The 13,099-nt window shown below is 67.6% G+C and carries 13 protein-coding genes; 10 read left to right on the forward strand and 3 right to left on the reverse strand.

From position 1 onward, the window contains the following. The first annotated feature begins 138 nt into the window (after positions 1 to 138). Positions 139 to 468, forward strand: a complete 330-nt coding sequence (locus tag A6W98_RS06145; protein WP_234153909.1) for a DnaJ family domain-containing protein — start codon at positions 139 to 141, stop codon at positions 466 to 468. A gap of 221 nt (positions 469 to 689) precedes the next feature. Here A6W98_RS06145 and A6W98_RS06150 read toward each other — a convergent pair whose 3' ends face one another. The 3 genes from A6W98_RS06150 to A6W98_RS06160 form a co-directional block, all read right to left on the reverse strand. Further along, positions 690 to 1,010, reverse strand: a complete 321-nt coding sequence (locus A6W98_RS06150) for an antibiotic biosynthesis monooxygenase family protein (RefSeq protein WP_042459186.1) — start codon at positions 1,008 to 1,010, stop codon at positions 690 to 692. Between the two features lie 33 nt (positions 1,011 to 1,043). Continuing rightward, on the reverse strand, positions 1,044 to 1,451 hold the full coding sequence (locus A6W98_RS06155) for a universal stress protein (RefSeq protein ID WP_042459189.1): 408 nt from the start codon (positions 1,449 to 1,451) through the stop codon (positions 1,044 to 1,046). A 144-nt stretch (positions 1,452 to 1,595) separates the two neighbouring features. Next, entirely contained in the window at positions 1,596 to 2,492 is an 897-nt protein-coding gene (locus tag A6W98_RS06160) for a LysR family transcriptional regulator (protein ID WP_247904418.1), read from the reverse strand. 141 nt (positions 2,493 to 2,633) lie between these two features. Between A6W98_RS06160 and A6W98_RS06165 the strand changes: the two genes are divergently transcribed. From A6W98_RS06165 to A6W98_RS06205, 9 genes are all read left to right on the forward strand, one after another. Further along, on the forward strand, positions 2,634 to 4,184 hold the full coding sequence (locus tag A6W98_RS06165) for an ABC transporter substrate-binding protein (protein ID WP_042459195.1): 1,551 nt from the start codon (positions 2,634 to 2,636) through the stop codon (positions 4,182 to 4,184). Then, complete coding sequence (locus A6W98_RS06170; protein ID WP_042459198.1) at positions 4,181 to 5,080, forward strand: dihydrodipicolinate synthase family protein; 900 nt, start codon at positions 4,181 to 4,183, stop codon at positions 5,078 to 5,080. The genes A6W98_RS06165 and A6W98_RS06170 overlap by 4 nt, the downstream gene beginning before the upstream one ends. Positions 5,081 to 5,114: 34 nt before the next feature. Further along, positions 5,115 to 6,080 (forward strand): nucleoside hydrolase, encoded by a 966-nt coding sequence (locus A6W98_RS06175; RefSeq protein WP_042459201.1) that lies wholly within the window; start codon positions 5,115 to 5,117, stop codon positions 6,078 to 6,080. Then, a complete protein-coding gene (locus A6W98_RS06180; protein WP_042459204.1) occupies positions 6,077 to 7,048 on the forward strand; it encodes a nucleoside hydrolase in 972 nt (323 codons plus the stop codon). The genes A6W98_RS06175 and A6W98_RS06180 overlap by 4 nt, the downstream gene beginning before the upstream one ends. Further along, positions 7,045 to 8,016 (forward strand): ABC transporter permease, encoded by a 972-nt coding sequence (locus A6W98_RS06185; RefSeq protein WP_042459207.1) that lies wholly within the window; start codon positions 7,045 to 7,047, stop codon positions 8,014 to 8,016. The genes A6W98_RS06180 and A6W98_RS06185 overlap by 4 nt, the downstream gene beginning before the upstream one ends. Position 8,017: 1 nt before the next feature. After that, on the forward strand, positions 8,018 to 8,965 hold the full coding sequence (locus A6W98_RS06190; protein WP_042459210.1) for an ABC transporter permease: 948 nt from the start codon (positions 8,018 to 8,020) through the stop codon (positions 8,963 to 8,965). A gap of 3 nt (positions 8,966 to 8,968) precedes the next feature. Continuing rightward, positions 8,969 to 10,792, forward strand: a complete 1,824-nt coding sequence (locus A6W98_RS06195) for an ABC transporter ATP-binding protein (RefSeq protein WP_042459213.1) — start codon at positions 8,969 to 8,971, stop codon at positions 10,790 to 10,792. Continuing rightward, positions 10,789 to 11,679 carry a ribokinase gene (locus A6W98_RS06200; protein WP_042459215.1) on the forward strand — a complete coding sequence of 297 codons (891 nt, stop codon included), beginning with the start codon at positions 10,789 to 10,791 and terminating at the stop codon, positions 11,677 to 11,679. Before A6W98_RS06195 ends, A6W98_RS06200 begins: the two co-directional genes overlap by 4 nt. A 398-nt stretch (positions 11,680 to 12,077) precedes the next feature. Continuing rightward, on the forward strand, positions 12,078 to 13,082 hold the full coding sequence (locus tag A6W98_RS06205; protein ID WP_042459217.1) for a DctP family TRAP transporter solute-binding subunit: 1,005 nt from the start codon (positions 12,078 to 12,080) through the stop codon (positions 13,080 to 13,082). Positions 13,083 to 13,099 lie beyond the last annotated feature (17 nt).

Below are 13,099 nucleotides of genomic sequence, written 5' to 3' on the forward strand. Positions count from 1 at the left end.
CGACGCAGAAGCGGTCGTATGAGGCGGACACCGCCGTAAAGAGTGTCTCCGGGGGGCAAGCGCGTATCCTCATTTTTGTCAACTGAGTTGACGTTTTGTCGGGTCTCCTGTAGGGTGCAGGTTATAGAGACGGCTCAAATGGGGCAGCAAGCAATGTCATTCGATAAACTTGCGGAAAGGCAGATCCTCAAGGCGCAGGCCGAAGGCGCGCTGGATCATCTCGAAGGAGAAGGAAAGCCGTTATCGGTTCGTCCGCACGAAGACGCGGTCGGCATCGGCATGCGGATCATGGCCGAAGCCGGTACGCTTCCGCGCGAATTCGAATTGAAGAAGGCCGTGGACAAGCAGTTCCTGGTCTTGCAGGCGACCACCGGCGCCTTGGAACGAAAGGCCGAAATGAAGAAGCTGGCCGATCTCACGTTGCGGCTGGAAATCGAACGAGAGGCGCGGCGCAGCTTTTTCAAATGATGGGCGCCTTGCAAGACGAGGTCATGCGCCCGGAGCCGCGCCGCCGCCGTCTTGCTGCCGGAAAACGGGGGCGGAGGTCGTGTCACGGGCGCCCGGTGTCCGCATTCCTGCCGACCTCCGGACCCGCGCCCTGCTTCGAGAGGCCGGTTCGGGGACATGCCTGAGAACCGGGCCGGGATTGCCCGACACGGCTCAGGGCAGGATCCGGGGCGCCCGGCGCGTCAGTCGTAGCTGGCGGCGACCTCGTACATCACCGGCTCGAAGCTCTTGCAGAGCTCGGCGAAGCGGCGGGTATGGCCGCGCATCTCGTCGCTGCGCAGCATCGCCTGGAAATCCTCGCGCCGCCGCCATTGCGAATAGTTCGCGATCCGGGTCTGGGCGTCGTTCACATGCAGGGCCGCGCCGATGAAACCGGGCTGTTTCGAGATGAAGGCGGCGAAGGTGTCCTGCAGCTCGTCGAGCAGGTCCTGGCAGGTGCCGGGCGTGACCTCGAAGGTGGTGATCACGGTCTGCAGGTCTGCCTGGGGAGTGATCTGGGGCATATCGGTCTCCGATCTTCCTGGGTTGGGTGACGCTCAGCGCACGACGTGAACGGCGCAGGGGGCGTGGCGCACCACGCGGGCGGCGGTCGAGCCGAGGAAATAGTCCGTCAGATCGGGGCGATGCGAATGCATCACGATGAGATCGACGCCATGGCGTTCGGCATAATCGACGATGGTGATCCCGGCATGGCCGGTGACCACGCGGATCCCGATATCGGACACGCCCGCCAGCGCCCCGGCCAGCTCCTGCCGGATTGCCGCGCGGGTTTCCTCCTCCTGTCCCTCGGGCAGGTATTGCGACACATAGGGGGGAATTGCCTCGGCAACAGTCAGCACCGTGATCGTGCCGGCCTCGGCGCGCAGCCTGCGCGCGATCTCGAGCACATCGCCCAGATCGGGCGCGTGATCGATCGCCACCGGCACGAGAATATTCGCATACATGGTTTCGGAACCTCCCGTTCTGTCGCCGAGGATCGCATCGCCGCGCTGCGCGATCCTTGACGTAAATCATGCCCTTGGACCCTAGAGATGTCGCACGGGGCTGAAAACCGGTTTTCCGTGCGGGCGTCCCGGGGATGGGCGGGCTCAGTCTTGCGCAGGCGCGTTCAGCTGGGCCTCGAGATGTGCCACGATGGCATCGAGAATGGCGATCCGATGCGCGCCGGGCGGCCGGATCGCATAATAGCCGACGCCGATTTCGGGCCGGAACGGGATCGCGACCAGCGCCGCCCCGGCATTCGCGCGCGCCGCGCGGATCGAGATTTCGTCGACGATGGCGACCCCCATGCCGTCGGCCGCGAAATGGCAGCAGTTCAGCATCGAGCTTTCCATCAGGCTGGCCGGGGCACCGGCGGCCTGGGCCAGCGCGCTGTCGAGCGCCAGCCGCGCCGGTGAGTTCCGCCCCGGGATCAGCAGCCGCTCGCCGGCCAGGTCGTCGGGGGTGCAGACCGCGCGCCCGGCCAGCGGATGCCCGGGCGGCACGGCCGCGACTGCGGTCATCTGACGCAGCGGCCGGGCGCGGTCATCCATGCGCTGGCGACGATAGACGAAGCCGATATCGTATTGCGCGTTCTCGACCATCTCCCAGACATGGCGGCTGTTCTCGACATCGATCACCAGCGGCACGTCGCGACGATCGCCGATCACATCGCGGATGGCGCGCTGCAGATAGGGCCGCACCAGCGAGGTGACGGTGCCGATCCGGATCACGATGTTCTTGTGATCGCGTATATCTTCGGCGGCCTGGGCGATCTGGTCGAGCCCGAGATAGAGCCGCTCGACCTCGCGATAAAGCAGCGAGGCTTCCGGCGTCGGGTCGAGCCGCGCGCCGCGGCGCTGGAAAAGCGACAGCCCGATCGTTTCCTCCAGGTCGCGGATCAGGCGGCTGACGGCCGGTTGTGTCACATGCATGGCGGCGGCGGCCGAGGTGATCCCGCCGGTCATCATGACGCTTCGGAACGCTTCGACCTGTCTGTGGCGCAATCGCATGATCTTCCATTTCTATAACATTCGCGCATGATGGACATACCAAATACAATTTCATGACCATTCACAAAATGGCTAACTTTTGGTCGGCCCGAAGGGCGGATGCGGGTCGCCCTTGTGACACGAAGGAGTTTCCGGATGAAACGCTTTGCCTCGGTGGCGATACTCGCGGCCAGTGCCGCTTTCTTGCCTTGGGTCGTCTCGGCACAGTCGCTGACCGTCGGCCTTGCGGCCTCGACCACCTCGATGGACCCGCAATTCTATGTCGTCGGCCCGAACAGCGCGATGGCGCGCAACATCTTCGACGGGCTGGTCAACCAGGACGACAAGCAGCAGATCCAGCCCGCGCTGGCCGTGTCCTGGAGCGTGATCGACGACACCACCTGGGAATTCAGGCTGCGCGAGGGCGTGACCTTCCATGACGGCAGCGATTTCACCGCCGAGGATGTGGTGGCCAGCCTCAACCGGGTGCCGATGGCCTCGAAGAACAGCCCCAGCTCGTTCATGCCCTATGTCAAGGCGATCACCTCGGTCGAGGCGGTCGACCCGATGACGGTGCGCATCACCACCGCCGCGCCGACGCCGCTTTTGCCGAACGATCTCAGCCGGATCGCGATCCTGCCCGCCGAGGATGCCGAGGTCACGACCGAAGAGATGAACGCGGGCAAGGGCGTGATCGGCACCGGACCGTTCGAATTCGTCTCCTGGGTGCCCGACAGCGAGGTCAAGGTCACCCGCAACGACGCCTACTGGGCCGGTCCCGCCGCCTGGGAAGAGGTGACCTTCAAGGTCTTCAAGAACAACAGCGCCCGGGTCGCGGCGATGCTGTCGGGCGATGTCGACATGATCGAGAGCATCCCGACGGCCGATACCCGCCGCCTGAAATCGGCCGACGATCTCAAGGTGGTCTCGGTCGCGGGCAACCGGGTGATGTATCTGCACATGGATCAGGGCCGCGAGGTCTCGCCCTTCGCGACCGGTCCCGACGGCAGGAACCCGCTGCGCGATGCGCGCGTGCGCCGGGCGCTGTCGCTGTCGCTGAACCGCGAGGCCATTGTCGACCGGATCATGGACGGCCAGGGCGTGCCCGCGGGGCAACTCGTGCCCGAGGGCTATTTCGGCTACGACCCGTCGATAAAGGTCGATCCCTACGATCCGGCGAAGGCGAAGGAACTGCTGGCCGAGGCCGGCTATCCGGACGGCTTCAAGCTGACCTTCCACGCCTCGAACGACCGCTACCCCAATGACAGCCGCGTGGCCCAGGCCATCGGCCAGTTCTTCAGTCGGATCGGCATCGACACCTCGGTCGAGACCCTGCCCGCGAGCGTCTATTTCTCGCGCGCCTCGAACCTCGAATTCAGCTTCATCATGGGCGGCGCCGCGGTCGAGACCGGCGAGGCATCGGGCGTGCTGGGGCCGCTTCTGGAAACCTATGGCGACAGCGCCGGGCGCGGCAACCGGGGCCGCTATTCGAACCCCGACTTCGACGCGGCGCTGCAACAGGCGCGCCAGACCCTCGACGCGCCGACGCGCCGCGGTCTGCTGCAGAAGGCGACCCGCATCGCGATGACCGATCTCGGCGTGATCCCGGTCTTCTACCTCGCCAATACCTGGGCGCTGGAGGACGGGCTGAGCTATCCGGGCCGGTCCGACGGCTACACCCTCGCCTATGAGGTCACGGCCGAATGAGCGCGTCGCGGGAGCCGGGCTTTCACGGCGTCTTTCCTTATCTGGTCTCTCCGCTCGATGCCTCGGGCGGGGTCCGGGAAGGCGTGATGGTCGCGCTTGTCGAGCGGCTGATCGCGGCGGGGGTCCATGGGCTCGCGCCGCTGGGCAGCACCGGCGAATTCGCCTATCTCTCGAACGATCAGCGCCTGGCGGTTGCCCGGGCGGTGATCCGCGCGGCGAAGGGACGGGTGCCGGTGGTGCCGGGCGTCGCCTCCACCTCGACCGCCGATGCGGTGGCGCAGACGCGGGCCATGGTCGCGGCCGGGGCCGATGGCATTCTCGCCATCCTCGACGCCTATTTCCCGGTCGGTGAGGCCGGGGTCGCGGCCTATTTCACCGCCATCGCCGAGGCCGCCGAGGGCCTGCCGGTGGTGCTTTACACCAACCCGAACTTCCAGCGTTCGGACCTGACGCTGCCGGTGATCGACCGGCTCAGCCGGGTGCCGAACATCCGCTACATCAAGGACGCCTCCTCGAATACCGGGCGGCTCCTGTCGATCCTGAACCGCTGCGGGGACCGGATCGAGGTCTTTGCCGCCTCGGCCCATATCCCGGCCTGCGTGATGATGATCGGCGGCGTCGGCTGGATGGCGGGCCCGGCCTGCATCGTGCCCGAGCAGAGCATCGCGCTTTACGAGGCCGCCCGGGCGGGCGACTGGGAACGGGCGATGGACCTGCAGCGCCCGCTCTGGCGCATCAACGAGCTTTTCGCGCGCTATTCGCTGGCGGCCTGCATCAAGGCCGCACTCGAGGTGCAGGGCTTCGAGGTGGGCGATCCCGTGGCGCCGCAAACCCCGCTCGATGCGGTGGCGCGCGGCGAACTGGCCCAGGTGCTGGGCGCCATCGGTGCGCTTTGACCGGCCGGGCGCGCCTCTTGTGAAGAACGGTTCCATGACGACACCCATTCCCGTGATTTTCGACTGCGATCCCGGCATTGACGACGCCATCGCGCTGCTTGGGGCCTTCGCGGCGCCCGAACTCGATATCCGCGCGATCCTTGCGGTCTGCGGCAACCAGCCGCTCGAGCGCACGCTGCGCAATGCGCTGCAGATCTGCGAGCTGGGCGGGCGCGAGGATATTCCCGTCCATGCCGGCGCGCATCGTCCGCTTTGCCGCGACCCGATCCACGGCAAGTTCCATGGCGAGAACGGGCTGGGCGACACGCTTCTGCCCGACCCGCTGAAGCGGCCCGAGCCGGTCGGCGCGGTCGAGGCGCTGATCGACCATCTGGGGCAGGCGGCGCGGAGCGCGGGGCCGAAGATCACGCTGTGCTGTCTCGGGCCGCTGACCGATCTTGCGCTGGCCCTCAGGCTTGCGCCCGACATCGCCGCGGGCATCGAGCGGGTGGTGATGATGGGCGGCGCCTTCCGCGAGCCCGGCAACCGCTCGCTCACCTCCGAATTCAACATGCTGGCCGATCCCCATGCCGCCGCCATCGTGTTCGCGGCCGGGCTGCCGATGACCGTGCTCGGGCTCGACGCCACCCATCAGGTGATGCTGCGGCCCGAACATGTGGCAAGCTTCGCCGCGGTCAGCGGCCGGATCTCGCGCAGCGTGGCCGGGCTGATGGCGTTCTGGGACCGCAACGACCCGCAGCGCTACGGCTCGCGCGGGGGGCCGCTGCACGACCCGCTGGTGACCGCCTTCCTGCTGGCGCCCGAGCTGTTCGAGACCCGTCCGGCCCGGGTCTTTGTCGAGACCGAGAGCCCGCTCTGCCTTGGCCAGACCGTGGCCGACTGGTTCGGCAAGACCGGTGCGCCCGCCAATGCCGATATCGCCATCGGGGTCGATGCCGGGGGCGTGATCGAGCTGTATCTCGAGCTGCTGGCACGTTATGGCACCGGCGCCGCGGCATGAGGCGGATCCCGGTCATCATCGATACCGACCCCGGCGTCGATGACGCCGCCGCGATCCTGATGGCGCTGGGTTCGCCCGAACTCGACGTGCTGGGCATCACCACGGTTGCCGGCAATGTGGGGCTGTCGGCCACGCTGACCAATGCCTGCCGGATCGTGGGGCTGACCGGACGAACCGATCTGCCGGTGATGGCGGGCGCGCGCGGACCGCTGATGCGCGATCAGGTCTTCGGCAAATATGCCGCGATCGGCGCCTTTCCGGTGCCGCTTCTGGGCGGCCCCGCGGTCGTGCCCAGCAGCGAGAACGCGGTGCGCTTCATCGCCCGCACCGCGCGCGCCGCCGCCGAGGCGGGCACGCCCCTGACGATCTGCGCCATCGGGCCCCTGACCAATATCGCGCTGGCCCTCGGCATGCATCCCGATGTCGGGCGCGGCATCCGGCGGATCGTCTGCATGGGCGGCGCCATCGCCACCCAGGGCCACCGCACCCCCTGGGCCGAGTTCAACATCTATGCCGACCCCCATGCCGCCGAGATCGTCTTCGGCTCGGGCGTGCCGCTGGTGCTGTTCCCGCTCGACGTGACGACGCAGGCGCTGTTCACCGAGGCGCATGTCGCGGAGTTCCGCGCCCGCGGCGGGGCAGCCGGGCGGGCGCTGGCCAATCTGCTGACCGAATACGACCGCAGCGACCCCGAGCGCTATGGCCGCCCGGGCGGGCCGCTGCACGATCCGATGACCATTGCCTGGCTCCTGCGGCCGGAGCTGTTCACAGGGCGCGCGGCGCGGATCGGGGTTCAGGTCGGCGGCGCCACCAGCGGCAGCACATTTGCCGATTTCAAGGCGCCATCGCCGCGCAGCGCGGTCATTACCGGGGTCGACGAGGCCGCCTATGTCGCGCTGGTCCTCGATCGCATCGCGGCCCATGGTGCGGGCAGGGCGGCGGCTTCGCAGAAGATGGAGACGGAATGAGCGGGTATCTCTTCAGCCGGTTGCTGCAGACGCTGGTGACGCTGTTCGTCATGTCGGTGCTGGTCTTTGGCGGGCTGCACATGGTCGGCAACCCGGTCGACGTGCTGCTGAGCCCGACCGCGACGCCGGCCGAGCGGCTGGAGGTGATCCGGTCCTTCGGGCTCGATCAGCCGGTCTGGGTGCAATACTGGATCTTCCTCAAGAACGCGCTTTCGGGCGATCTGGGCAATTCCTTCGTCTACAACCAGCCCGCGCTGCATCTGATCCTGCAGCGCATGCCCGCGACGCTGGAACTGGCCGCGGCGGCGCTGATCATGGCGCTGGCGATCGGGCTGCCGCTGGGGGTCTATGCCGGGCTGAGGCCGAACGGCGTTTTGGCGAAGTCGATCATGGCCTTCTCGATCCTGGGCTTTTCGCTTCCGACCTTCTGGATCGGGCTGGTGATGATCATGGTCTTCGCGGTCCAGCTGGGCTGGCTGCCCTCCTCGGGGCGGGGCGACACGGTCGATGTGTTCGGCGTGCCGCTGAGCCTGTTCACTCTCGACGGGCTGGCCCATCTGGCGCTGCCGGCCTTCAACCTCGCGCTGTTCAAGATCTCGCTGGTGATCAGGATCACCCGGGCGGGCGTGCTCGAGACGATGCAGCTCGACTTCGTGCGCTTCGCCCGCGCCAAGGGCCTGCCCGAGCGCCGCATCGTCCGCGTCCATGTGCTGAAGAACACGCTGATCCCGCTGATCACCGTGATCGGGCTGGAGCTCGGCTCGCTGATCGCCTTCGCGGTGGTGACCGAGACGATCTTCGCCTGGCCCGGCATGGGCAAGCTCATCATCGATTCCATCGCCGTGCTCGACCGGCCGGTGATCCTTGCCTATCTGATGATCACGGTGGTCATGTTCAGCCTCATCAACCTTACCGTCGACATCCTCTATTCGCTTGTCGATCCGCGCGTCCGGCTGGAGGGCAACTGAGATGGCCGCCCCGTCCGAAACCGCCCGGTCCGAAACCGCCCGTTCCGTCCATGCGGGTGCCGCCGCGGCGCCCGCTTCGGTCTCGCCGTTCCGCCAGACCATGGGCAAGCTCTTGCGCGACCCGCTGGCGCTGACCGGGCTTGTCATCGTCACGCTGCTGATGATCGGCGCGGTCTTCGCGCCGCTGATCGCGCCGCAGGACCCCTATGATCTCGCCCAGCTCGACATCATGGACGGGCGCCTCGGCCCGGGCTCGCAAAGCATGACCGGCATGGTCTATCTGCTTGGCACCGACGATCAGGGCCGCGATCTGTTCAGCGCGATCCTGTTCGGGCTCAGGACCAGCATTCTCGTCGGTCTGGCCAGTGCCGCCATCGCGCTGGTGATCGGCGCCTCGGTCGGGCTGTTCAGCGCCTATGCGGGCGGGCGGACCGACGCCTTCCTGATGCGGATCGTCGATATCCAGCTCAGCTTTCCGGCGATCCTGATCGCGCTGATCTTCCTCGCGATCCTCGGACAGGGCGTCGACAAGATCATCCTCGCCCTCGTCGTCACCCAATGGGCCTATTACGCGCGGACGATCCGCGGCTCGGCGCTGGTCGAACGCAAGCGCGCCTATGTCGATGCCGCGCGCTCGATGGCGCTGCCGGACCGGCGGATCCTGTTCCGCCACATCCTGCCGAACTGCCTTGCGCCGCTGATCGTCGTGGCCACCATGCGCGTCGCCTATGCGATCATGCTGGAAGCCACGCTGAGCTTTCTCGGCATCGGGCTGCCGGTGACGGAACCCTCGCTGGGGCTGCTGGTCTCGAACGGGTTCGAATACCTGCTGTCGGGCGATTACTGGATCAGCTTCTTCCCCGGCCTCGCATTGCTGGTGCTGATCGTCTCGATCAACCTGATCGGCGATGCGCTGCGCGATATCCTGAACCCCCGAAGGGAGGGCTGAGCGATGGATACCCCGGTTCTTTCCGTCGAGGAGCTGAGCGCGGCCTTCCGTGTCGAGGGCCAGTGGCGCACCGTCGTCGAGGGCGTGAGCTTCGATATCGGCCCGCAGGAGACGGTGGCGGTGGTGGGCGAGTCGGGCTCGGGCAAGAGCGTGACCGCGATGTCGATCATGCGGCTGCTGTCGCCCGCCAATTCCCGCACCGAAGGCCGGATCGTCTTCGAGGGGCAGGATCTGCTGGCGATGCCTCTTGATGACATGCAGGCGATCCGGGGCAACCGGATCGGCATGATCTTCCAGGAGCCGATGACCTCGCTGAACCCGGTCCTGAAGATCGGCGACCAGATCACCGAGGTGCTGCGGCGCCATCGCGGGATGGACGGCGCGGCGGCCGAGGCCGAGGCGGTGCGGCTTCTGGACCGGGTGCGCATCCCTTCGGCGGCGGCGCGGCTGGGTGAATATCCGATGAACTTCTCGGGCGGCATGCGTCAGCGCGTGGTGATCGCCATCGCGCTGGCCTGCGCGCCCCGGCTGCTGATCGCCGATGAGCCGACCACCGCGCTTGACGTCACGATCCAGGCCCAGATCCTCGAGCTGATCAAGACGTTGCAGGAGGAAGAGGGCATGTCGGTCCTCTTCATCACCCATGACATGGGGGTGGTGGCCGAGATCTCGGACCGGACCGTCGTCATGTATCGCGGCGAGGTGGTCGAGAAGGCCACGACCGCCGGGATCTTCCGCGCGGCGCGCCATCCCTATTCGCGGGCGCTCCTGTCGGCGGTGCCGCAGCTGGGCGCCATGGCGGGGCAGGACCGGCCGCTGCGCTTTCCGCGGGTCGACATGGCGACGGGCGAGATCGCGCCGCCGCCGCCCACCGCCGATACCGTGCGCGCCGACGAACCGCCGGTCCTGAAGGTCGACAATCTCGTGACCCGCTTTCCGGTCCGCAAGGGCCTGCTGCGCCGGGTCGTCGGCCGCATCCATGCCGTCGAGGACATCTCGTTCGAGCTGCGCCAGGGCGAGACCCTGTCGCTGGTGGGCGAAAGCGGCTGCGGCAAGTCGACCACGGGCCGGTCGCTGATCCGGCTGGAAGACCCCTCGGGCGGCAGCGTCGCGATGGACGGGCATGATGTGCGCGGCGCCGGGCATTCGGAACTGACGAAGATCCGCCGCGACGTGCAGATGATCTTTCAGGACCCGTTCGAAAGCCTCAACCCGCGCATCCGCATCGGCGAGGCCATCGCCGAACCGATGGTCGTGCACGGGCTGGTCTCGCGCCGCGAGGCGCCGGCGCGGGTTGCCGACCTGCTGGAACGGGTGGGGCTGTCGAGCGAGATGATGCAGCGCTTCCCGCATGAATTCTCGGGCGGCCAGCGTCAGCGGATCTGCATCGCCCGGGCGCTGGCGCTGGAGCCGAAACTGATCGTCGCCGATGAATCCGTCTCGGCGCTGGATGTCTCGGTGAAGGCGCAGGTCATCAACCTGATGCTCGATCTGCAGGAACGCTACGGGCTGGGATACCTGTTCATCAGCCATGACATGGCCGTGGTCGAGCGCATCAGCCACCGGGTCGCGGTGATGTATCTGGGCGAGATCGTCGAGATCGGCCCGCGCGCGGCCGTGTTCGAGAACCCCCGGCACCCCTATACCCGCAAGCTGATCGCCGCGGTGCCGGTGGCCGACCCGTCGCGCCGCCGCCGCCGGGTGGTTTCGGGCGACGAGATCCGCAGCCCCTATCGGCCGGCCGATTATGTCGCTCCGAAACGGCTTTACCGCGAGATCGGCGAGGGCCATTTCATCCAGATCCCGGAAAGCGAGGCTGCCGCATGATCGTCACCTTCGGTTCGCTGAATGCCGACCTGATCTTCTCGGTCGAGACGCTGCCCCGTCCGGGCCAGACCCTGATGGCGAAGGGGCTGGCCACCGAGGCGGGCGGCAAGGGCGCCAATCAGGCGCTGGCTGCGGCGCTTGACGGCGCCGAGGTGGCGATGGCGGGCGCGGTCGGGCAGGACGCGCTGGCCGAGGTCGCGCTGGCCGGGCTGAAGGGCCGGGTCGATCTTTCGCGCGTGGCCCGGCTGGAGGCCTCCACCGGCTGTGCCGCGATCCACCGCGATGCCGAGGGCCGGAACGAGATCGTGGTGGCGGGCGGCGCCAATCTGGCGGCCGCGTCGGGCGGCGTCGAGGATGCGCTGCTGGACCGCGCTTCGGTTCTTCTGTTGCAGATGGAGAACGACCCCGCCGAGATCGAGCGGCTCATCCGCCGCTGTCGGCCTGCCAAGGCGATGTCGATCCTGAACCTCGCTCCGGCCTATCGGCTCGATCCCGAGGTGCTGGGGCTTTGCGATCTGATCGTGGTCAACGAGGACGAGGCGGCGGCGATGGCGGGTTGGCTGGGCTGCGCGCCCGAACCCCGCGCGCTGGCTCTGGCCTCGGGCGCGGGCATCCTGCGCACGCTGGGCGGCGAGGGGGCCGAACTCTGCTGGCAGGGGCAGGAGGTTTCTATCCCCGCGCTATCCTGCACGGTGAAGGACACGACCGCGGCCGGAGACTGCTTCGTCGGGGTCTTCGCGGCGGCTCTGGATCGCGGCGAGACGCCCGAGGCGGCGCTGCGCCGGGCGGCGGCGGCGGCGGCCATCGCCTGCACCCGGATCGGCAGCCAGTCGAGCCTGCCCGAAGCCCGCGACACCGACGCCGTGCTGGCCGGCGCCGCAGTCTGACCCGCGGCGAAGACACCCCCCGTTTCAGCCCGCCAGCCTCGCCCTGATGGCCTTTGGGCGGCGGAGGAATGTGCCCGGCCGATGCCCCGCGCCTTGGCGGTCCCGATGACGGGCCGGGCGACGGATCGGGGCTCTGGCCGGGATCGGATGGCGGAAGGGGCAGGGCCGCTTCGGGTCGCGAGTGCAGCAAGCCCCCGATGAAGCGATCCTTGCGTCGTTGGGTTGTATTTGCGCAGGATTGTTTCGCCTGAGCTGTGTTTTCAGGCGATCCTGTTACCGACAACGGGCTTCTCGGCTTGTGCCGGGCGCCCGGTTCTGGTCTTGATATGGCCCGCGGGCCCGACCGGCCCGCCAAGGGACATCGCCCCGGACGGGCGGGCGCAAGACGGAGGAAACGGATGAAGGCTGTTCGACTGGGAGGCGGCGCGCTGGCCGCGCTGATCGCGGGGGCGATGATGCTGGGGACGGCCTCGGCCGAGACCCTGCGACTGTCGCATAATGTCGGCGACACCACGACCTGGCACAAGGGCGCCGAGAAATTCGGCGAGCTGCTGGCCGAGGCGACCGATGGCGACCTGAAGGTCCGGGTCTTCCCCAATGCGCAGCTTGCGGGCGGCGACCAGATGAAGATGACCGAGATGGTGGGCCGCGGCGCGCTGGATCTTGTCGTCACCTCGGCGATCAACGTCACGCCCCTGGTGCCCGAGATGGCGGTGTTCTCGCTGCCCTATCTTTACGGTTCCTATGACGAGGTCGACGCCACCACCCAGGGCGCGCCCGGCGAGATGATGGCCGAGATCCTTCTGGACAAGGGGATCGTCGTGCTGGCCTGGGGCGAGAACGGCTTCCGCGAGCTGACCAACAGCGTGCGCCCGGTGAAGACCCCCGAGGACATGCAGGGCCTCAACATGCGGGTGTCGGGGCCGATGTATATCGACGTGATGAATGCGCTCGGCGCCAACCCGACCCAGATGCAATGGTCCGAGACGCTGACCGCGCTGCAGCAGGGCGTGGTCGACGGTCAGGAAAACCCGATCGGCGCGGTGATCATCCCGCAGCAGGTCTACGAGATGCAGAAATACCTGACCGCCTGGCATTATTCCTACGATCCGGTCTTCCTCGGCGTCTCGCAGTCGAAATGGGACAGTCTCGACGCCGAGACCCAGGAGAAGATGCGCAAGGCCGCAGTCGAGGCGATGGCCTGGCAACGCCAGATCTCGCGCGAGGCGACCGCCTCGGGCGTCGACTTCCTGCGCGAGAAGGGCATGGAGGTCTACGAGCCGACCCCCGAAGAGCTTGAAGCCTTCCGCGCCGCGACCAAGCCCGCCTTCGACAAATGGTCCGAAAAGGTCGGCCCCGAGATCGTCGAGGCGTTCCAGTCGGCCATCGCCGACTCCAACTGACCCCTGGCGCGCCGGGC

The sequence above is a fragment of the Rhodovulum sulfidophilum DSM 1374 genome, assembly GCF_001633165.1.
Classification (GTDB): domain Bacteria; phylum Pseudomonadota; class Alphaproteobacteria; order Rhodobacterales; family Rhodobacteraceae; genus Rhodovulum; species Rhodovulum sulfidophilum.